The organism is Klebsiella sp. K4, assembly GCF_014596785.2.
Classification (GTDB): domain Bacteria; phylum Pseudomonadota; class Gammaproteobacteria; order Enterobacterales; family Enterobacteriaceae; genus Klebsiella; species Klebsiella pneumoniae.
This window is the reverse complement of sequence record NZ_CP115021.1, coordinates 3,705,661-3,726,025: the sequence shown is the minus strand read 5'-3', so window position 1 is coordinate 3,726,025 and position 20,365 is coordinate 3,705,661. Positions and strand designations below refer to the sequence as shown.

General features: G+C 55.8%; 19 protein-coding genes. 18 read left to right on the top strand and 1 reads right to left on the bottom strand.

From position 1 onward, the window contains the following. The first annotated feature begins 1 nt into the window (after position 1). Together pcp and nei are read left to right on the top strand one after the other, a co-directional pair. Entirely contained in the window at positions 2-646 is a 645-nt protein-coding gene (gene pcp, locus IB144_RS18570) for a pyroglutamyl-peptidase I (RefSeq protein ID WP_040215844.1), read from the top strand. Positions 647-661: 15 nt separating this feature from the next. Beyond that, positions 662-1,453, top strand: coding sequence for an endonuclease VIII (gene nei, locus IB144_RS18565; protein WP_065888896.1), 792 nt, complete (start codon positions 662-664; stop codon positions 1,451-1,453). A 90-nt stretch (positions 1,454-1,543) separates the two neighbouring features. Here nei and gltA read toward each other — a convergent pair whose 3' ends face one another. Further along, complete coding sequence (gltA, locus tag IB144_RS18560) at positions 1,544-2,827, bottom strand: citrate synthase (protein ID WP_002894943.1); 1,284 nt, start codon at positions 2,825-2,827, stop codon at positions 1,544-1,546. Between the two features lie 640 nt (positions 2,828-3,467). Between gltA and sdhC the strand changes: the two genes are divergently transcribed. The 16 genes from sdhC to tolA all read left to right on the top strand — a co-directional run bounded on the left by sdhC (position 3,468) and on the right by tolA (position 20,350). Continuing rightward, entirely contained in the window at positions 3,468-3,872 is a 405-nt protein-coding gene (gene sdhC, locus IB144_RS18555; RefSeq protein WP_004142216.1) for a succinate dehydrogenase cytochrome b556 subunit, read from the top strand. Beyond that, positions 3,866-4,213, top strand: a complete 348-nt coding sequence (gene sdhD / locus IB144_RS18550) for a succinate dehydrogenase membrane anchor subunit (RefSeq protein WP_002894949.1) — start codon at positions 3,866-3,868, stop codon at positions 4,211-4,213. Before sdhC ends, sdhD begins: the two co-directional genes overlap by 7 nt. After that, the gene (sdhA, locus tag IB144_RS18545) at positions 4,213-5,979 is read left to right on the top strand and encodes a succinate dehydrogenase flavoprotein subunit (protein WP_004179067.1); all 1,767 of its coding nucleotides are present in this window, start codon (positions 4,213-4,215) and stop codon (positions 5,977-5,979) included. Before sdhD ends, sdhA begins: the two co-directional genes overlap by 1 nt. Positions 5,980-5,994: 15 nt before the next feature. Then, positions 5,995-6,711 (top strand): succinate dehydrogenase iron-sulfur subunit SdhB, encoded by a 717-nt coding sequence (gene sdhB / locus IB144_RS18540; protein WP_002894954.1) that lies wholly within the window; start codon positions 5,995-5,997, stop codon positions 6,709-6,711. Positions 6,712-7,092: 381 nt separating this feature from the next. Beyond that, positions 7,093-9,900: a 2-oxoglutarate dehydrogenase E1 component gene (gene sucA / locus IB144_RS18535; RefSeq protein ID WP_004147623.1), complete on the top strand. Its 2,808-nt coding sequence runs from the start codon at positions 7,093-7,095 to the stop codon at positions 9,898-9,900. Positions 9,901-9,914: 14 nt separating this feature from the next. Then, positions 9,915-11,141, top strand: a complete 1,227-nt coding sequence (gene odhB, locus IB144_RS18530; RefSeq protein ID WP_004142209.1) for a 2-oxoglutarate dehydrogenase complex dihydrolipoyllysine-residue succinyltransferase — start codon at positions 9,915-9,917, stop codon at positions 11,139-11,141. Positions 11,142-11,244: 103 nt separating this feature from the next. Further along, the gene (gene sucC, locus IB144_RS18525; protein ID WP_002895039.1) at positions 11,245-12,411 is read left to right on the top strand and encodes an ADP-forming succinate--CoA ligase subunit beta; all 1,167 of its coding nucleotides are present in this window, start codon (positions 11,245-11,247) and stop codon (positions 12,409-12,411) included. Next, positions 12,411-13,280 carry a succinate--CoA ligase subunit alpha gene (sucD, locus tag IB144_RS18520; protein WP_002895043.1) on the top strand — a complete coding sequence of 290 codons (870 nt, stop codon included), beginning with the start codon at positions 12,411-12,413 and terminating at the stop codon, positions 13,278-13,280. The genes sucC and sucD overlap by 1 nt, the downstream gene beginning before the upstream one ends. An 824-nt stretch (positions 13,281-14,104) precedes the next feature. Next, positions 14,105-15,673, top strand: a complete 1,569-nt coding sequence (gene cydA, locus IB144_RS18515; RefSeq protein WP_002895047.1) for a cytochrome ubiquinol oxidase subunit I — start codon at positions 14,105-14,107, stop codon at positions 15,671-15,673. Positions 15,674-15,688: 15 nt separating this feature from the next. Next, a complete protein-coding gene (gene cydB / locus IB144_RS18510; RefSeq protein WP_002895049.1) occupies positions 15,689-16,828 on the top strand; it encodes a cytochrome d ubiquinol oxidase subunit II in 1,140 nt (379 codons plus the stop codon). Between the two features lie 15 nt (positions 16,829-16,843). Beyond that, entirely contained in the window at positions 16,844-16,960 is a 117-nt protein-coding gene (gene cydX, locus IB144_RS18505; RefSeq protein WP_002895051.1) for a cytochrome bd-I oxidase subunit CydX, read from the top strand. Further along, positions 16,960-17,250, top strand: a complete 291-nt coding sequence (gene ybgE, locus IB144_RS18500; RefSeq protein ID WP_002895053.1) for a cyd operon protein YbgE — start codon at positions 16,960-16,962, stop codon at positions 17,248-17,250. Before cydX ends, ybgE begins: the two co-directional genes overlap by 1 nt. Positions 17,251-17,399: 149 nt before the next feature. Next, complete coding sequence (gene ybgC, locus IB144_RS18495; RefSeq protein WP_002895056.1) at positions 17,400-17,804, top strand: tol-pal system-associated acyl-CoA thioesterase; 405 nt, start codon at positions 17,400-17,402, stop codon at positions 17,802-17,804. Continuing rightward, positions 17,801-18,493, top strand: coding sequence for a Tol-Pal system protein TolQ (tolQ, locus tag IB144_RS18490; protein ID WP_004152221.1), 693 nt, complete (start codon positions 17,801-17,803; stop codon positions 18,491-18,493). The genes ybgC and tolQ overlap by 4 nt, the downstream gene beginning before the upstream one ends. A gap of 3 nt (positions 18,494-18,496) precedes the next feature. Next, entirely contained in the window at positions 18,497-18,925 is a 429-nt protein-coding gene (gene tolR / locus IB144_RS18485; RefSeq protein WP_002895061.1) for a colicin uptake protein TolR, read from the top strand. 99 nt (positions 18,926-19,024) lie between these two features. Continuing rightward, positions 19,025-20,350 carry a cell envelope integrity protein TolA gene (gene tolA, locus IB144_RS18480; protein WP_004179068.1) on the top strand — a complete coding sequence of 442 codons (1,326 nt, stop codon included), beginning with the start codon at positions 19,025-19,027 and terminating at the stop codon, positions 20,348-20,350. Positions 20,351-20,365 lie beyond the last annotated feature (15 nt).

Here is a 20,365-nt window from a genome sequence, read left to right as displayed (position 1 = left end):
GATGGCTGGCGTATTGATTACCGGTTTTGAGCCGTTCGGCGGCGAAACGGTTAATCCTTCATGGGAAGTGGTTAAGCAGCTGGATGGCATGATTATTCGCGGACAGCAGGTGGTGGCTAAACAGTTACCCTGCGTATTCGGCGAAGTGCTGACGGTGCTGAAGGCGGCGCTGGAAACCTATCAACCGCGGCTGACGATTGCCGTCGGACAGGCCGGCGGCCGTGTCGATATCACCGTCGAACGTGTAGCGATCAATGTCGATGATGCGCGGATCCCCGACAATAAAGGGCAGCAACCGATCGATGAGCCGATCGTCGCTAATGGCCCTGCGGCCTGCTTCAGTACGCTGCCGATCAAAGCGATCGTCAGCGCGCTGCGCCAGCAGGGGATCCCGGCCTCGGTGTCGCAAACCGCGGGCACCTTCGTCTGCAATCACGTGATGTATGGTTTGCTGCATCAGCTGCAGGGAAAACGCGGACAGAAGGGCGGTTTTATCCATATTCCGTATCTGCCTGAACAGGCGGCGGCCCACCCGGGTCAGGCGAGTATGTCGGTCGCGACGGTACGTGAGGCGCTGGAAACGGCGATTGCCGTCGCCCTTGAACAGGATGACGATGTCAAAATTGGCGGCGGCGCCACCCATTAACAGAAGGATGACAGTATGCCGGAAGGTCCGGAGATCCGCCGTGCGGCGGATAAACTGGAGGCGGCAATCAAAGGCGAACCCTTAACCAACGTTTGGTTCGCCTTTCCTCAGTTGCAACCCTATCAAACTCAGCTAACTGGTCAGCGGGTGACCCATATCGCCACCCGCGGCAAGGCCCTGTTAACCTACTTCTCCGGCGGATTGACCCTGTATAGCCATAACCAGCTGTACGGCGTCTGGCGTGTGGTGGATGCCGGCGTTGAGCCGCAATCGAACCGCGTACTGCGCGTCAGGCTGCAGACCGCCAGCAAGGCGATTTTGCTCTACAGTGCGTCGGACATTGATATCCTCACGGCGGAGCAGGTTGCCAACCATCCGTTCTTGCTGCGCGTCGGACCGGACGTGCTGGACATGACGTTAACCGCGGAGCAGGTGAAAGCGCGGCTGCTGTCGGCCAAATTCAGCAATCGTCAGTTTTCCGGCCTGCTGCTGGATCAGGCTTTTCTTGCCGGGCTCGGAAACTATCTGCGGGTGGAAATTCTCTGGCAGGTGGGATTAAGCGGTAAGCGTAAAGCCGCTGAACTGAGCGACAGTCAGCTGGATGCGCTGGCGCACGCGCTGCTCGATATCCCGCGGCTGTCCTATCGTACTCGCGGTCTGGTGGATGACAACAAGCATCATGGCGCGCTGTTTCGCTTTAAGGTCTTCCATCGCGATGGGGAAAGGTGCGAACGCTGTGGGGGAATCATTGAGAAGACGACGCTCTCCTCGCGGCCATTTTACTGGTGTCCAGGATGCCAGCATTAAGCCGGCTGGCGGGCGATTTCAGCATGAAGCGCGTTATCAGGCATAAAAAAACGCGCCAGCAGGCGCGTTTTTATGATCCGGACAGTGAGATTAACGCTTAATGTCGGACTGGAAATCGCGTTTGGCGTAGCCGGTATACAGCTGACGCGGACGGGCGATCTTCATGCCATCGCTGTGCATTTCGTTCCAGTGCGCAATCCAGCCCACGGTACGCGCCATGGCGAAGATAACGGTAAACATGGAGGACGGAATACCCATCGCTTTCAGGATGATACCGGAGTAGAAGTCGACGTTCGGATACAGTTTCTTCTCGATGAAGTACGGGTCGTTCAGCGCGATATGCTCCAGCTCCATGGCCACCTGCAGCAGGTCGTCTTTGGTGCCCAGCTCTTTCAGCACTTCATGGCAGGTTTCACGCATTACGGTGGCGCGCGGATCGTAGTTTTTGTAAACACGATGGCCGAAGCCCATCAGGCGGAAAGAGTCATTCTTGTCTTTCGCACGACGAACAAATTCCGGAATGTGCTCAACGGAGCTGATCTCTTCCAGCATTTTCAGCGCCGCTTCGTTGGCGCCACCGTGTGCCGGTCCCCACAGGGAGGCGATGCCCGCAGCGATACAGGCGAACGGGTTAGCGCCGGAGGAGCCCGCGGTACGTACCGTGGAGGTCGACGCGTTCTGCTCGTGATCGGCGTGCAGGATCAGAATACGATCCATCGCGCGCTCCAGCACCGGATTGACTTCATACTCTTCGCACGGTGTCGCAAACATCATGCGCAGGAAGTTGCCGGCGTAGGAGAGGTCGTTGCGCGGATAAACAAACGGCTGGCCGATAGAATATTTGTAACACATGGCTGCCATGGTTGGCATTTTGGACAGCAGACGGTAGGCGGCAATCTCGCGGTGACGCGGGTTATTCACGTCGAGGGAATCATGATAGAACGCCGCCAGCGCGCCGGTGATCCCGCACATCACCGCCATCGGGTGGGAATCGCGACGGAACGCGTGGAACAGACGGGTGATCTGCTCATGAATCATGGTGTGGCGGGTGACGGTAGTTTTGAATTCGTCATATTCGGCCTGGGTCGGCTTTTCGCCGTACAGCAGGATATAACAGACTTCAAGATAATTAGATTCGGTCGCTAACTGGTCGATCGGGAAGCCGCGGTGCAGCAGGATCCCCTCGTCACCATCGATAAACGTAATTTTAGATTCACAAGAAGCCGTTGATGTGAAACCTGGGTCAAAGGTAAATACGCCTTTTGAACCAAGACTACGAATATCAATAACATCCTGACCGAGCGTGCCTTTTAGCACATCCAGTTCAATAGCAGTGTCACCACCCAGGGTGATTTTTGCTTTAGCATCAGACATTTATGGTCTCCTTAGCGCCTTTATTGCTTAAGACTGCCGGGTGGTGGATTTGCTTTCGGCCCGCGCCTGCATACGTTACCAGTTTGTTATGTTGCACACAGCTCTGCGTCAGCGAAAAGGGCAGGGTACAGAGCAACGGCGCTTGATGGCACGTCCTTCAGGGCTGCGGTGAAACAACAGCAAATCAGCGTTTTAGCAGTCCGAATATTAAAACCTATATACCACTAATAACTGTCCTGATTACATCGGTCAATACTGACACACTGTTACATAACTTATTCTCAGGTGAAAGAGTGACCCCATAACTTTTGAGCATTATTGCATTTAACTGGTAATGGTTGTAACAAGAATGTTTAATATTTGTCAAATCAGGTGATTAAAAATTAAAAAAATGTTGGTATCGTGACCTTGATCACTGTTCCGGAGAAAACCCAACAAACTATATGTAGGTTAATTGTAATGATTTTGTGAACGGCCTATACTGCGGCCAGGTCTCCGGAACACCCTGCAATCCCGAGCCACCCAGCGTTGTTTAGTGATGTTTTAATGCCTGAAAAGACGTTTTAACATGACTTCTGGTTATAGAAAGGACGCTGTCTGACCCGCAAGCAGACCGGAGGAAGGAAACAATAAGAACAGCATGTGGGCGTTATTCATGGTAAGAAATGTGAAAAAACAAAGACCTGTCAATCTGGATCTACAAACGATACGGTTCCCAATCACGGCGATAGCGTCCATTCTCCATCGCGTTTCCGGTGTCATCACCTTCGTGGCGGTCGGAATTCTGCTTTGGCTGCTGGGCACCAGCCTTTCCTCCCCAGAAGGTTTTCTGACGGCGGCCTCCATCATGGATAGCTTCTTTGTGAAGTTCATCATGTGGGGCATTCTCACCGCGCTGGCCTATCACGTCGTTGTCGGTATTCGCCATCTGATGATGGACTTTGGCTACCTTGACGAAACCCTCGAAGCAGGGAAACGTTCCGCCAAAATTTCTTTTGTTATTACTGTCGTGCTTTCACTTCTCGCAGGAGTCCTCGTATGGTAAGCAACGCCTCAGCACTGGGACGCAACGGCGTACATGACTTTATCCTGGTCCGTGCTACCGCCATCGTTCTGACCCTCTACATCATCTACATGGTTGGCTTCTTCGCCACCACCGGTGAAATCTCATGGGAAGTGTGGACCGGATTCTTTGCCTCCGGCTTCACTAAGGTCTTCACTCTGCTGGCTCTCGTTTCCATTCTCATCCATGCCTGGATCGGGATGTGGCAGGTGTTAACAGACTACGTTAAACCACTGGCTCTGCGCCTGGTTCTGCAACTGGCTATCGTTGTGGCGCTGGTGGCTTACGTTCTTTATGGATTTGTTGTGGTGTGGGGTGTGTAATGAAATTGCCAGTCAGAGAGTTTGATGCTGTTGTCATCGGTGCCGGCGGCGCAGGTATGCGCGCGGCGCTGCAAATTTCCCAGAGCGGACAGACCTGTGCACTGCTCTCCAAAGTGTTCCCTACCCGTTCCCATACCGTATCCGCGCAGGGTGGCATCACCGTCGCGCTCGGTAACTCCCATGAAGATAACTGGGAATGGCATATGTACGACACCGTAAAAGGGTCGGACTATATCGGCGACCAGGACGCCATCGAATACATGTGTAAGACCGGCCCGGAAGCGATTCTTGAGCTGGAGCACATGGGACTGCCGTTCTCTCGTCTTGACGATGGCCGTATTTATCAGCGCCCGTTTGGCGGCCAGTCGAAGAACTTCGGCGGCGAACAGGCGGCGCGTACCGCGGCGGCGGCTGACCGTACCGGTCACGCCCTGCTGCACACTCTGTATCAGCAGAACCTGAAAAACCACACCACTATCTTCTCCGAATGGTACGCCCTCGATCTGGTGAAAAACCAGGACGGCGCGGTAGTCGGTTGTACCGCCCTGTGCATCGAGACCGGCGAAGTGGTCTACTTTAAAGCCCGCGCCACCGTGCTGGCGACCGGCGGCGCAGGCCGTATCTATCAGTCCACCACCAACGCCCACATCAATACGGGTGACGGCGTCGGGATGGCCATCCGCGCCGGCGTGCCGGTGCAGGATATGGAAATGTGGCAGTTCCACCCGACCGGTATCGCCGGGGCTGGGGTTCTGGTTACCGAAGGTTGCCGCGGCGAAGGCGGTTACCTGCTGAACAAACACGGCGAACGCTTTATGGAGCGTTATGCCCCGAACGCTAAAGACCTTGCGGGCCGTGACGTGGTGGCGCGTTCCATCATGATCGAAATCCGCGAAGGCCGCGGCTGCGACGGTCCGTGGGGCCCGCACGCGAAACTGAAACTGGATCACCTCGGTAAAGAGGTTCTGGAATCTCGTCTGCCGGGTATCCTTGAACTTTCCCGTACCTTTGCCCACGTCGATCCGGTGAAAGAGCCGATCCCGGTTATCCCAACCTGTCACTACATGATGGGCGGTATCCCGACCAAAGTCACCGGCCAGGCGTTGACCGTGAATGAGAAGGGCGAAGACGTGGTGATCCCGGGCCTGTTCGCGGTAGGCGAAATCGCCTGCGTATCGGTCCACGGCGCCAACCGTCTGGGCGGCAACTCGCTGCTCGACCTGGTGGTCTTCGGCCGCGCGGCGGGCCTGCATCTGCAGGAATCCATTGCCGAGCAGGGCACGCTGCGCGACGCTAGCGAATCCGATATCGAAGGCTCGCTGGATCGCCTCAACCGCTGGAACAACACCCGCTCTGGTGAAGATCCGGTGGCGATTCGTAAAGCGCTGCAGGAATGTATGCAGCATAACTTCTCGGTGTTCCGCGAAGGCGATGCGATGCACAAAGGTCTGGAGCAACTGAAAGTGATCCGCGAGCGCCTGAAAAACGCCCGTCTCGACGATACCTCCAGCGAGTTCAACACCCAGCGCGTTGAGTGCCTGGAGCTGGATAACCTGATGGAAACCGCCTACGCGACCGCCGTATCCGCTAACTTCCGTACCGAGAGCCGTGGCGCCCACAGCCGCTTCGACTTCCCGGATCGTGATGATGAAAACTGGCTGTGCCATTCCCTGTACCTGCCAGAGTCGGAATCCATGACGCGTCGTAGCGTCAATATGGAACCGAAACTGCGTCCGGCATTCCCGCCGAAGATTCGTACTTACTAATGCGGAGACAGGAAAATGAAACTCGAGTTTTCAATTTATCGCTATAACCCGGATGTTGACGACGCTCCGCACATGCAGGATTACACCCTTGAAGCGGAAGAAGGTCGCGACATGATGCTGCTGGATGCGCTGATCCAGCTGAAAGAAAAAGATCCGTCGCTGTCGTTCCGCCGCTCCTGCCGTGAAGGGGTCTGCGGGTCCGATGGTCTAAACATGAACGGGAAAAACGGTTTGGCGTGCATCACGCCAATCTCCGCGCTGAATCAGCCGGGCAAGAAGATTGTTATCCGTCCGCTGCCAGGATTACCGGTTATCCGTGATTTGGTGGTGGACATGGGGCAATTCTATGCACAATATGAGAAGATTAAGCCTTACTTGTTGAATAATGGGCAAAATCCTCCGGCTCGCGAGCATCTGCAGATGCCTGAGCAGCGTGAGAAACTCGACGGGCTGTACGAGTGTATTCTGTGCGCCTGCTGTTCGACCTCGTGCCCGTCGTTCTGGTGGAACCCGGACAAGTTCATCGGCCCGGCTGGCCTGCTGGCCGCGTATCGCTTCCTGATCGACAGTCGCGATACCGAAACCAGCGAGCGCCTGGACGGCCTGAGCGATGCTTTCAGCGTATTCCGCTGTCACAGCATTATGAACTGCGTCAGTGTGTGTCCGAAGGGGCTGAACCCGACGCGCGCCATCGGCCATATTAAGTCGATGCTGCTGCAGCGCAGCGCGTAAGCAACACGGTTTGTCCCGGATGGCGCTAGCGCTTATCCGGGCTACCAAAGCAGTAGCCCCGGCAAGCGTTAGCGCCGCCGGGGGATATAGCAGGAAATCTTTAAAAACCGCCACAAGATGTACCAGTAATCGAGGCGTTCAGTGCGAGGTAAGGCGGCAACTGAGCGCATCCCCGGGAGCATAGTGAACTATGTGACCGGGGTAAGCGAAGGCAGCCAACGCAACCGCAGCCTGAACGCTGAAGATTAATGGCAGTTTTTAAAGGTTCCTTAGCGGATAGAAACCACAACTCGTCCGCAACAAGTGAACCCCGGCACGTGCACTCGGTGTGCGTGGTAGTTTCTACGGCGAAATAAGCATATGAATGCTTAAGGGATCACGATGCAGAACGGCGCAATGAAAGCCTGGCTGGACTCTTCTTACCTCTCTGGTTCGAACCAGAGCTGGATAGAACAGCTCTATGAAGACTTCTTAACCGATCCTGACTCTGTTGACGCCAACTGGCGTTCAATGTTCCAGCAGTTACCTGGCACCGGAGTTAAACCGGATCAATTTCATTCCAAAACGCGTGATTATTTCCGTCGACTGGCGAAGGATGCCTCACGTTACACTTCTTCGATTTCCGACCCAGACACCAATGTGAAGCAGGTTAAAGTCCTGCAGCTCATCAACGCATACCGTTTCCGTGGCCACCAGCATGCGAATCTCGATCCGCTGGGGCTGTGGAAGCAAGAGAGAGTGGCGGATCTCGATCCGGCCTACCACGATCTGACCGAGGCCGATTTCCAGGAAAGCTATAACGTAGGTTCATTTGCCATCGGTAAAGACACGATGAAGCTGGGCGAGCTGATTGCCGCCCTCAAGCAAACCTACTGCGGCTCCATCGGCGCGGAATACATGCATATCACCTCTACCGAAGAAAAACGCTGGATCCAGCAGCGCATTGAATCGGTAGCTGGCAAAGCGAGCTTTACCGCGGAAGAGAAAAAACGCTTCCTCAGCGAACTGACCGCCGCGGAAGGTCTGGAGCGCTACCTCGGCGCCAAATTCCCGGGGGCGAAGCGCTTCTCGCTGGAGGGTGGCGACGCCCTGATCCCGATGCTCAAAGAGATGATCCGCCATGCAGGCAAAAGCGGCACCCGCGAAGTGGTGCTGGGCATGGCGCACCGCGGCCGTCTCAACGTGCTGGTCAACGTGCTGGGTAAAAAACCGCAGGACCTGTTCGACGAGTTCGCGGGCAAACATAAAGAACACCTCGGCACCGGCGACGTGAAGTACCACATGGGCTTCTCTTCCGATATGGAAACCGAAGGCGGTCTGGTGCACCTGGCGCTGGCGTTTAACCCGTCGCACCTCGAGATCGTCAGCCCGGTGGTTATCGGTTCCGTACGCGCCCGTCTGGATCGTCTGGACGAGCCAAGCAGCAACAAAGTTCTGCCTATTACCATCCACGGCGACGCCGCCGTCACCGGCCAGGGCGTGGTTCAGGAAACTCTGAACATGTCCAAAGCCCGCGGTTACGAAGTGGGCGGTACCGTGCGCATCGTTATCAACAACCAGGTGGGCTTCACGACCTCTAACCCGCTGGATGCGCGCTCGACGCCGTACTGCACCGACATCGGTAAAATGGTGCAGGCGCCGATTTTCCACGTGAACGCGGACGATCCGGAAGCGGTCGCCTTCGTCACCCGTCTGGCGCTTGATTTCCGCAATACCTTTAAACGCGATGTCTTCATTGATCTGGTGTGCTACCGCCGTCACGGCCACAACGAAGCCGATGAGCCGAGCGCAACCCAGCCGCTGATGTATCAGAAGATCAAAAAGCATCCGACTCCGCGCAAAATCTATGCTGACAAGCTGGAGCAGGAGAAGGTGGCGACTCTGGAAGATGCGACCGAGCAGGTTAACCTCTACCGCGATGCGCTGGATGCCGGCGAATGCGTGGTGCAGGAATGGCGTCCGATGAATATGCATTCCTTTACCTGGTCGCCGTACCTCAACCACGAGTGGGACGAGAGCTATCCGGATAAAGTTGAGCCGAAACGTCTGCAGGAGTTGGCCAAACGCATCAGCACGGTACCGGAAGGTATCGAAATGCAGTCCCGCGTGGCGAAAATTTACGCCGACCGCCAGGCGATGGCGGCAGGCGAGAAGCTGTTTGACTGGGGCGGTGCCGAAAACCTGGCCTACGCCACGCTGGTTGACGAAGGTATTCCGGTTCGTCTGTCCGGCGAAGACTCCGGCCGCGGCACCTTCTTCCACCGTCATGCGGTGATCCATAACCAGACCAATGGTTCAACCTACACGCCGCTGCAGCATGTCCATAACGGCCAGGGCCAGTTCCGCGTTTGGGACTCGGTACTGTCTGAAGAAGCGGTGCTGGCGTTCGAATATGGTTACGCCACCGCCGAGCCGCGCACTCTGACCATCTGGGAAGCGCAGTTTGGCGACTTCGCCAACGGTGCGCAGGTGGTGATCGACCAGTTCATCTCCTCCGGTGAGCAGAAGTGGGGGAGGATGTGCGGCCTGGTGATGCTCCTGCCGCACGGTTACGAAGGCCAGGGCCCGGAGCACTCCTCCGCGCGTCTGGAGCGTTATCTGCAGCTGTGCGCTGAACAAAACATGCAGGTCTGCGTGCCGTCCACGCCGGCACAGGTTTATCACATGCTGCGTCGCCAGGCGCTGCGCGGTATGCGTCGTCCGCTGGTGGTGATGTCGCCGAAGTCGCTGCTGCGTCATCCGCTGGCGGTCTCCAGCATGGATGAGCTGGCGAACGGCACTTTCCTGCCGGCTATTGGTGAAATCGATCAACTTGATCCGCAGGCTGTGAAGCGCGTTGTGCTGTGCTCTGGTAAGGTTTACTACGACCTGCTGGAACAGCGCCGCAAAAACGAGCAAAAAGATGTCGCTATCGTTCGTATCGAGCAGCTCTATCCGTTCCCGCATCAGGCGGTGCAGGAAGCGCTGAAAGCGTATGCGCACGTGCATGATTTTGTCTGGTGCCAGGAAGAGCCGCTCAACCAGGGCGCATGGTACTGCAGCCAGCATCACTTCCGTGAAGTGATTCCGTTTGGGGCCTCTCTGCGTTATGCAGGCCGCCCGGCCTCCGCCTCTCCGGCGGTAGGGTATATGTCCGTTCACCAGAAACAGCAACAAGATCTGGTCAATGACGCGCTGAACGTCGATTAATTAAAGGATACACAATGAGTAGCGTAGATATTCTGGTTCCCGACCTGCCTGAGTCCGTAGCTGACGCAACCGTCGCCACCTGGCACAAAAAACCGGGCGACGCGGTCGTCCGTGACGAAGTTCTGGTCGAAATCGAAACTGACAAAGTGGTACTGGAAGTACCGGCATCAGCGGACGGCATTCTGGATGCAGTGCTGGAAGACGAGGGCGCCACCGTCCTGTCTCGCCAGATCCTTGGCCGCCTGCGCGAAGGCAACAGCGCAGGTAAAGAAAGCAGCGAGAAAGCCGATGCGAAAGCGTCCACTCCGGCGCAGCGTCAGCAGGCCTCTCTGGAAGAGCAGAACAACGACGCGCTGAGCCCGGCGATCCGTCGTCTGCTGGCTGAACACAACCTTGACCCAGCGGCCATCAAAGGCACTGGCGTCGGCGGCCGTCTGACCCGCGAAGACGTTGAGAAACATCTGGCGAAAGCCCCGGCGCCGGCAGAAGCCAAAGCGCCAGCCGCCGCCCCGGCAGCCGCGCCGGCGCCGCAGCTGGGCCACCGTTCGGAAAAACGCGTCCCGATGACCCGCCTGCGTAAACGCGTAGCCGAACGTCTGCTGGAAGCGAAAAACTCTACCGCCATGCTGACGACCTTTAACGAAGTCAACATGAAGCCCATCATGGATCTGCGTAAGCAGTACGGTGAGGCGTTCGAAAAACGTCATGGCATCCGCCTGGGCTTTATGTCCTTCTACGTGAAAGCGGTAGTGGAAGCGCTGAAACGCTATCCGGAAGTGAATGCTTCCATCGATGGCGACGACGTGGTGTACCACAACTACTTCGACGTCAGCATGGCCGTTTCCACTCCGCGCGGTCTGGTCACCCCGGTTCTGCGTGACGTCGACCTGCTGGGCATGGCGGATATCGAAAAGAATATCAAAGAGCTGGCAGTGAAAGGCCGCGACGGCAAGCTGACCGTAGACGACCTGACCGGCGGTAACTTCACTATTACCAACGGCGGCGTCTTCGGCTCCCTGATGTCCACGCCGATCATCAACCCACCGCAGAGCGCTATTCTGGGTATGCATGCCATTAAAGACCGTCCGATGGCGGTCAATGGCAAGGTAGAGATCCTGCCGATGATGTACCTGGCGCTCTCCTATGACCACCGTCTGATCGACGGACGTGAATCGGTAGGCTTCCTGGTGGCGATTAAAGAGCTGCTGGAAGATCCGACCCGTCTGCTGCTGGACGTGTAGTCAGCAAGCGTATTACCTACCGTAGGCCGGATAACACGCGTTAGCGCCGTTATCAGGCCTACAGGTTTAAAGATAATTACACCCTGAAGGATGGACTGAACACATGAACTTACATGAATATCAGGCAAAACAACTTTTTGCCCGCTATGGCTTACCGGCGCCGGTGGGTTATGCCTGTACTACTCCGCGTGAAGCAGAAGAAGCCGCTTCAAAAATCGGCGCGGGTCCGTGGGTAGTGAAATGTCAGGTTCACGCTGGTGGCCGCGGCAAAGCGGGCGGTGTGAAAGTAGTTAAGAGCAAAGAAGAGATCCGCGCATTTGCCGAGCACTGGCTGGGCAAACGTCTGGTGACCTATCAAACAGATGCGAACGGCCAGCCGGTTAACCAGATCCTGGTTGAAGCGGCGACCGATATTGACAAAGAGCTGTACCTGGGCGCGGTTGTTGACCGTAGCTCCCGTCGCGTGGTGTTCATGGCGTCTACCGAAGGCGGCGTGGAAATCGAGAAAGTGGCGGAAGAGACCCCGCACCTGATCCACAAGATCGCCATCGATCCGCTGGCAGGCCCGATGCCTTACCAGGGTCGTGAACTGGCGTTCAAACTGGGTCTGGAAGGTAAACAGGTTCAGCAGTTCACCAAGATTTTCATGGGGCTGGCGACCATTTTCCTTGAGCGCGACCTGGCGCTGATCGAGATCAACCCGCTGGTGATCACCAAGCAGGGCGACCTGATCTGCCTCGACGGCAAACTGGGCGCTGACGGCAACGCGCTGTTCCGCCAGCCGGATCTGCGCGAAATGCGCGATCAGTCTCAGGAAGACCCACGTGAAGCGCAGGCGGCGCAGTGGGAACTGAACTACGTCGCGCTGGACGGCAACATCGGCTGCATGGTTAACGGCGCAGGCCTGGCGATGGGTACCATGGACATCGTTAAGCTGCACGGCGGCGAACCGGCTAACTTCCTCGACGTAGGCGGCGGCGCGACCAAAGAGCGCGTGACCGAAGCGTTCAAAATCATCCTCTCTGACGACAACGTTAAAGCGGTGCTGGTTAATATCTTCGGCGGCATCGTGCGTTGCGACCTGATCGCTGACGGCATCATCGGCGCGGTAGCGGAAGTAGGGGTTAACGTTCCGGTTGTGGTTCGTCTGGAAGGTAACAACGCCGAACTGGGCGCGAAAAAACTGGCTGACAGCGGCCTGAATATTATTGCAGCGAAAAGTCTGACGGACGCAGCACAGCAGGTTGTTGCCGCAGTGGAGGGGAAATAATGTCAGTTTTAATTAATAAAGATACCAAGGTTATCTGCCAGGGCTTCACCGGTAGCCAGGGGACCTTCCACTCTGAACAAGCGATCGCTTACGGTACGCAAATGGTTGGCGGCGTGACGCCAGGCAAAGGCGGCACCACTCACCTGGGCCTGCCGGTGTTCAACACCGTGCGCGAAGCCGTTGAAGCGACCGGCGCGACCGCGACCGTGATCTACGTTCCGGCGCCGTTCTGCAAAGATTCCATCCTGGAAGCGATCGACGCGGGCATTAAGCTTATCATCACCATCACCGAAGGTATCCCAACGCTGGATATGCTGACCGTGAAGGTGAAGCTGGACGAAGCGGGCGTGCGTATGATCGGCCCGAACTGCCCGGGCGTTATCACTCCGGGCGAGTGCAAAATCGGCATCATGCCGGGTCACATTCACAAGCCGGGTAAAGTGGGCATCGTTTCCCGTTCCGGCACCCTGACCTATGAAGCGGTTAAGCAGACCACCGACTACGGCTTCGGCCAGTCTACCTGCGTCGGTATCGGCGGCGACCCGATCCCGGGCTCCAACTTCATCGATATCCTGAAGATGTTCGAGGAAGATCCGCAGACCGAAGCGATCGTCATGATCGGTGAGATCGGCGGCAGCGCGGAAGAAGAAGCGGCTGCTTATATTAAAGATCATGTCACTAAGCCGGTTGTCGGCTACATCGCGGGTGTTACCGCGCCGAAAGGCAAGCGTATGGGCCACGCGGGCGCTATCATCGCCGGCGGTAAAGGTACAGCGGATGAGAAATTCGCAGCGCTGGAAGCGGCGGGTGTGAAAACTGTTCGCAGCCTGGCCGACATCGGCGAAGCGCTGAAAGCTATTATCAAGTAAACCCTCTCTGCTTGTCCGCAAGCAGAAATCTGTCCGATTTCGACATGGTTGGCCACCGTCAGGTGGCCTTTTTTGTGACCGTTATCCCGTCTCGTCAGAACCGCAGCGCCAACAACGAATTGATTTTCTGCGAAAAGCCCTATCTATCATATTGATTTGATTTATTATTTAATAAGTATTTTCGATGCGCTGTAGTGGCTAAAAAAATATACCCCGGCTGTACCGTAGGGAAACAAAAGCGACAGCGAAAAAGCGTGGGGCAGGGGATAAGGAAGAAGATAAAATACTGTGAGCGGTCTAACATTATTCGGATCGGTTCCTTTTTTTGTTTTTTTTCCACGACGTTAAATAATATTACCTATGATTCTCATATCTCTCTTTTTAGTAACTGGAAAAGCCATAGTTTAAACACTTAATTAACATTAAGTTCACCAATATTCTTTATTGGGCTACATAATTAACACATAGAGTAAAAATTGATTTATATCAATACTTAATCCTTGGAAAAATCCCTCAAAAAACGTTAAATTGTCTCAAGTCAAATTGGCTGAATTCAGCCATCTTCACTATATATTGATCACCGTCGAAAAATGTAAAACTGGAACAATAAAAACATATTTATTGTAAGGTTATTGCGGCGTAATATATTGGGGAATCAATTGGGTTTTTCGTTAACGTATTTGTAACCTTACCCTGGCATGGTTTTACCTTCGATTGAAACCTGCTGTGGACGGGCGACAAATAAATTTGTATTGGGGCATGCGTATGAGCCAGAGCTTCTCGGTTCATTTTCGGAGTCTTCATGCGATGAGCAAGGAGTCATGATGTTAGATATAGTCGAACTGTCGCGCTTACAGTTTGCCTTGACCGCGATGTACCACTTCCTGTTTGTGCCGCTAACGCTCGGTATGGCGTTCCTGCTGGCCATCATGGAAACGGTCTACGTCCTTTCCGGCAAACAGATTTATAAAGATATGACCAAATTCTGGGGCAAGTTGTTTGGTATCAACTTCGCGCTGGGTGTGGCGACCGGTCTGACCATGGAGTTCCAGTTCGGGACTAACTGGTCGTATTACTCACACTACGTGGGCGATATCTTTGGTGCGCCGCTGGCCATTGAAGGTCTGATGGCCTTCTTCCTCGAATCCACCTTTGTAGGTCTGTTCTTCTTCGGTTGGGATCGTCTGGGCAAAGTTCAGCACATGGCCGTCACCTGGCTGGTTGCGCTGGGTTCCAACCTCTCCGCGCTGTGGATCCTTGTCGCCAACGGCTGGATGCAGAACCCTATCGCATCGGACTTCAACTTCGAAACCATGCGTATGGAGATGGTCAGCTTCTCTGAACTGGTGCTCAACCCGGTCGCCCAGGTGAAATTCGTTCACACTGTGGCGTCGGGCTATGTCACCGGCGCGATGTTCATCCTGGCGATTAGCTCCTGGTACATGCTGAAAGGTCGCGACTTCGCCTTTGCCAAGCGCTCGTTTGCCATCGCAGCCAGCTTCGGTATGGCGGCGATCCTCTCCGTTATTGTGCTGGGTGACGAATCCGGTTACGAAATGGGTGACGTGCAGAAAACCAAACTGGCGGCTATCGAAGCAGAGTGGGAAACCCAGCCTGCGCCGGCGGCCTTCACCCTGTTTGGTATTCCCGATCAGAATGCGCAGACCAACCACTTTGCGATCCAGATCCCCTACGCGCTGGGCATCATTGCTACCCGCTCGGTGGACAAGCCGGTTATCGGCCTCAAGGATCTGATGGTTCAGCACGAAGAGCGTATCCGTAACGGCATGAAAGCCTACGCGCTGCTGGAACAGCTGCGCGCCGGTTCAACCGATCAGGCCGTGCGTGACCAGTTCAATAACGTGAAGAAGGACCTCGGTTATGGCCTGCTGTTGAAGCGCTATACCCCGAACGTCGCTGACGCCACGGAAGAGCAGATCGCCAAAGCGACCAAAGACTCCATTCCAAGCGTCGCACCGCTGTACTTCGCCTTCCGTATCATGGTGGCGTGCGGCATCCTGATGCTGCTGATTATAGGCGCCTCCTTCTGGAGCGTGATCCGTAACCGCATCGGCGAGAAAAAATGGCTGCTGCGCGCCGCATTCTACGGCCTGCCGCTGCCGTGGATTGCCGTGGAGTCGGGCTGGTTTGTTGCCGAATACGGCCGTCAGCCGTGGGCGATTGGTGAGGTCCTGCCGACGGCGGTGGCTAACTCATCATTAACCGCGGGCGATCTGATCTTCTCAATGTTGCTGATCTGCGGTCTGTACACGCTGTTCCTGGTGGCTGAACTGTTCCTGATGTTCAAGTTTGCCCGCAAAGGACCTAGCAGCCTGAAAACCGGCCGCTATCACTTTGAACAGTCCTCTGCGGCTATTCAGTCGGCACGCTAAGACAGGAGTCGTCAAATGATCGATTATGAAGTATTGCGTTTTATCTGGTGGCTGCTGATTGGCATTCTGCTGATTGGTTTTGCCGTCGCCGACGGGTTCGACATGGGGGTGGGCATGCTCACCCGCTTCCTCGGCCGCAACGACACCGAGCGTCGGATTATGATCAACGCCATCGCCCCGCACTGGGACGGTAACCAGGTGTGGCTGATCACCGCCGGCGGCGCGCTGTTCGCTGCCTGGCCGATGGTTTACGCCGCGGCGTTCTCTGGCTTCTATGTGGCGATGATTCTGGTGCTGGCCTCGCTGTTCTTCCGTCCGGTCGGTTTTGACTACCGTTCTAAGATCGAGGACACCCGCTGGCGCAACATGTGGGACTGGGGTATCTTCATCGGTAGCTTCGTGCCGCCGCTGGTGATTGGCGTGGCCTTTGGCAACCTGCTGCAAGGCGTGCCGTTCCACGTCGATGAATACCTGCGTCTGTTCTATACCGGTAACTTCTTCCAGTTGCTGAACCCGTTTGGTCTGCTGGCCGGTATCGTCAGCGTGGCGATGATCCTGACTCAGGGCGCCACCTACCTGCAGATGCGTACCGTAGGCGAACTGCACCTGCGTACTCGCACCGTTTCCATGGTGGCGGCGCTGGTGACGCTGGTCTGCTTCGCGCTGGCGGGCGTGTGGGTCTACTACGGCATCGACGGCTATGTGGTGAAATCGGTGATTGACCATACCGGCCCGTCTAACCCGCTGACCAAGGAAGTGGTGCGGGAAGCTGGCGCGTGGATGGTGAACTTTAACAATATGCCAGCGCTGTGGGCGGTGCCTGCCCTGGGCGTGGTGTTGCCGCTGCTGACCGTCGTTTCGACCAAAGCGGATAAAGGCGCTTGGGCATTCCTGTTCTCCTCGCTGACCCTGGCCTGCATCATTCTGACTGCCGGTATCGCGATGTTCCCGTTCATCATGCCGTCCAGCACCATGCTGAACGCCAGCCTGACAATGTGGGACGCGACCTCCAGTCAGCGGACGCTGAACCTGATGACCTACGTGGCGATTGTTTTCGTGCCGATCATTCTGGCCTACACCAGCTGGTGTTACTGGAAGATGTTTGGCCGCATCACGCGCGAAGACATCGAAAAGAATACCCACTCGCTGTACTAAGGTAAGGAGCTATATATGTGGTACTTCGCATGGATTTTGGGAACGCTTCTTGCCTGTGCTTTTGGGGTCATTACCGCGCTGGCGCTTGAGCACGTGGAAGCCACCAAAGCCGGGAAGAAAGAAGAAATCTGATGAAATTTATCGCTACTCTGTACGCGATAATGGACAAGCGCCCGCTCCGGGCGCTTTCCTTATTGATGGCGCTGCTGCTGGCTGGCTGCATTTTCTGGGATCCGTCGCGCTTTGCGGCGAAGACCAGCGAGCTGGAAATCTGGCATGGTTTCTTGCTGATGTGGGCGGTTTGCAGCGGCGTTATTCACGGCGTGGGCTTTCGCCCGCGTGCCGTTCACTGGCAGGGGATTTTTTGTCCGCTTATCGCTGATATCGTGCTCGCTTTAGGTCTCTTCTTTTTCTTCTTTTGAATAAGAGATCTCTGTTAATGCTATGGGCTTGCATAAGCCCATAAAAATTTACGCCCCGTTTACTTTCCCCCATTCCAAACCACCTTTCCCGCGCGTATAGTAGCGAAGTTTGAAAGCTCTAACCTTTTTTTGCATTACCGGGATGTAAAGTGAATACAACGCTGTTTCGATGGCCGGTTCGGGTCTACTACGAAGATACCGATGCCGGTGGTGTGGTTTACCACGCCAGTTACGTCGCTTTTTATGAAAGAGCACGCACAGAGATGCTGCGCCACCATCACTTTAGTCAACAGGTGCTGTTGGCTGAACGCGTTGCCTTCGTGGTTCGCAAAATGACGCTGGAGTATTTTGCCCCCGCCAGACTCGACGACATGCTCGAAGTCCAGACGGAAATTACCTCGATGCGCGGCACCTCTTTGGTTTTCACGCAGCGAATCGTCAACGCCGAGAATACAGTGTTAAACGAAGCTGAGGTTCTCATTGTGTGCGTTGATCCACTCTTAATGAAGCCACGTGCGCTTCCCAAGTCTATTGTCGCGGAGTTTAAGCAGTGACTGACATGAATATCCTTGATTTGTTCCTGAAGGCGAGCCTTCTGGTAAAACTTATCATGTTGATTTTGATTGGTTTTTCTATCGCTTCCTGGGCTATCATTATTCAGAGAACGCGTATCCTTAACTCGGCCGCGCGTGAAGCTGAAGCGTTCGAGGACAAATTCTGGTCCGGGATCGAGCTCTCTCGTCTGTACCAGGAGAGCCAGGGGCGTCGCGATAACCTGACCGGTTCGGAACAAATCTTCTACAGCGGTTTCAAAGAGTTTGCACGCCTGCATCGGGCTAACAGCCATGCGCCGGAAGCGATTGTCGAAGGGGCATCGCGCGCGATGCGTATTTCGATGAACCGCGAACTGGAAACGCTGGAGACCCATATTCCGTTCCTCGGCACCGTAGGCTCGATCAGCCCGTATATCGGTCTGTTCGGTACCGTCTGGGGGATTATGCACGCCTTTATCGCCCTTGGCGCGGTGAAGCAGGCCACCCTGCAGATGGTGGCGCCAGGTATCGCCGAAGCGCTGATCGCCACCGCGATTGGTCTGTTCGCCGCGATCCCGGCGGTCATGGCGTATAACCGCCTGAACCAGCGCGTGAACAAGCTTGAACTGAATTACGACAACTTTATGGAAGAGTTCACCGCTATTCTGCACCGTCAGGCCTTTACCACCAGCGAAAGCAATAAGGGGTAAGCCATGGCCAGAGCACGTGGACGCGGACGTCGCGAACTGAAGTCCGAGATCAACATCGTTCCGCTGCTGGATGTCCTGCTGGTGCTGCTGCTGATCTTTATGGCAACGGCGCCGATCATTACGCAGAGCGTGGAAGTCGATCTGCCGGACGCCACGGAATCGCAAGCGGTGAAAAGCAATGACGATCCGCCGGTGATTGTGGAAGTCTCCGGGGTAGGGCAGTACAGCGTGAAGGTGGGGCAGGAGACGCTGTCCCAGCTGCCGCCGGAGCAGGTAATTGCCGAAGCGAAGCGTCGTCTTGAAGCCAATGAAAAAACGGTATTCCTGATCGGCGGTGCGAAAGACGTCCCTTACGATGAAATTATTAAAGCGCTGAACCTGTTGCATAGTGCAGGGGTTAAATCGGTCGGCTTGATGACCAAACCTATTTAATCGCTTCAGGTAGGTGCGTCCGCGCGGCGTCCGGTGGCGGGTATCGCTCGCCGTCGGTGCGCATCGCGGATACAGGCGAACAGTTTTTGGGAACCGATAGTGTCAAAGGCAACCGAACAAAACGACAAGCTTAAACGAGCGATCATCATTTCAGTCGCGCTGCACATCATTCTGATCGCGCTGCTGATCTGGAGTTCGTTTGACGAGCATCTGGATGCCTCTGCCGGCGGCGGCGGCGGATCGTCGATTGATGCCGTCATGGTCGATCCGGGGGCGGTGGTAAATAACTATAACCGTCAGCAACAGCAGCAGGCCAGCGCACGTCGCGCCGCTGAACAGCGTGAAAAACAGGCGCAGCAGCAGGCGGAAGAGTTACGTGAGAAACAGGCGGCGGAACAGGAACGGCTGAAACAGCTCGAACAGGAGCGGCTGCAGGCGCAGGAAGCGGCGAAAGAAGCGAAGGAGCAGCAGAAGCAGGCTGAAGAAGCGGCTGCCAAGGCCGCCGCGGCGGCAAAAGCCAAAGCGGACGCACAGGCAAAAGAAGCGCAGGAAGCCGCTGCCAAAGCGGCCGCCGAGGCGAAAGCGAAGGCGGATGCCCAGGCGAAAGCGGCAGAACAGGCGGCGGCCAAGGCGGCTGCTGACGCGAAGAAGCAGGCCGAAGCCGCTGCAGCGAAAGCCGCTGCCGAGGCGAAGAAACAGGCGGAAGCTGAAGCGGCGAAAGCTGCGGCCGAGGCGCAGAAGAAAGCGGAAGCGGCGGCTGCGAAGAAAGCGCAACAGGAAGCGGAGAAAAAAGCCCAGCAGGAAGCGGCTAAGCAGGCGGCAGCTGAAAAAGCGGCTGCCGAAAAAGCCGCTGAGAAAGCCGCCGCGCAAAAAGCGGCCGCTGAGAAGGCCGCCGCCGAGAAAGCCGCAGCCGCTGAAAAAGCGGCGGCAGCGAAAGCGGCTGCAGCAGAGAAGGCTGCAGCTGATAAAGCGGCCAAAGCGGCAGCAGCAAAAGCCGCGGCGGCGAAGAAAGCGGCGGCTGCGAAAGAAGCGGACGGCGTTGACAACCTGCTCGGCGATCTGAGTTCTGGTAAGAATGCGCCTAAAACAGGCGGTGGGGCCAAAGGAAACAATGCCTCCGCTGCCGGGAGTGGTAATACTAAAAACAGTGCCTCAGGGGCTGATATCAACAACTATGCCGGACAGATAAAATCGGCGATTGAAAGTAAGTTTTATGACGCATCGTCCTATGCGGGCAAAACATGTACCTTGCGTATCAAACTTGCTCCTGACGGCCTGTTGTTAAATATACAGTCCGAAGGTGGTGATCCTGCTCTGTGCCAGGCCGCTCTTGCCGCAGCCCGACAGGCTAAGTTTCCGAAACCACCTAGCCAGGCAGTATATGAAGTCTTCAAAAATGCGCCACTGGACTTCAAACCTCAGTGACATTTTTCCCCGTGC

Bases quoted from the DNA above. Each gene is read 5' to 3' on its own strand.
- pcp (WP_040215844.1), top strand. From the start codon at position 2: ATGGCTGGCGTATTGATTACCGGTTTTGAGCCGTTCGGCGGCGAAACG.
- nei (WP_065888896.1), top strand. From the start codon at position 662: ATGCCGGAAGGTCCGGAGATCCGCCGTGCGGCGGATAAACTGGAGGCG.
- gltA (WP_002894943.1), bottom strand. From the start codon at position 2,827: ATGTCTGATGCTAAAGCAAAAATCACCCTGGGTGGTGACACTGCTATT.
- sdhC (WP_004142216.1), top strand. From the start codon at position 3,468: ATGTGGGCGTTATTCATGGTAAGAAATGTGAAAAAACAAAGACCTGTC.
- sdhD (WP_002894949.1), top strand. From the start codon at position 3,866: ATGGTAAGCAACGCCTCAGCACTGGGACGCAACGGCGTACATGACTTT.
- sdhA (WP_004179067.1), top strand. From the start codon at position 4,213: ATGAAATTGCCAGTCAGAGAGTTTGATGCTGTTGTCATCGGTGCCGGC.
- sdhB (WP_002894954.1), top strand. From the start codon at position 5,995: ATGAAACTCGAGTTTTCAATTTATCGCTATAACCCGGATGTTGACGAC.
- sucA (WP_004147623.1), top strand. From the start codon at position 7,093: ATGCAGAACGGCGCAATGAAAGCCTGGCTGGACTCTTCTTACCTCTCT.
- odhB (WP_004142209.1), top strand. From the start codon at position 9,915: ATGAGTAGCGTAGATATTCTGGTTCCCGACCTGCCTGAGTCCGTAGCT.
- sucC (WP_002895039.1), top strand. From the start codon at position 11,245: ATGAACTTACATGAATATCAGGCAAAACAACTTTTTGCCCGCTATGGC.
- sucD (WP_002895043.1), top strand. From the start codon at position 12,411: ATGTCAGTTTTAATTAATAAAGATACCAAGGTTATCTGCCAGGGCTTC.
- cydA (WP_002895047.1), top strand. From the start codon at position 14,105: ATGTTAGATATAGTCGAACTGTCGCGCTTACAGTTTGCCTTGACCGCG.
- cydB (WP_002895049.1), top strand. From the start codon at position 15,689: ATGATCGATTATGAAGTATTGCGTTTTATCTGGTGGCTGCTGATTGGC.
- cydX (WP_002895051.1), top strand. From the start codon at position 16,844: ATGTGGTACTTCGCATGGATTTTGGGAACGCTTCTTGCCTGTGCTTTT.
- ybgE (WP_002895053.1), top strand. From the start codon at position 16,960: ATGAAATTTATCGCTACTCTGTACGCGATAATGGACAAGCGCCCGCTC.
- tolR (WP_002895061.1), top strand. From the start codon at position 18,497: ATGGCCAGAGCACGTGGACGCGGACGTCGCGAACTGAAGTCCGAGATC.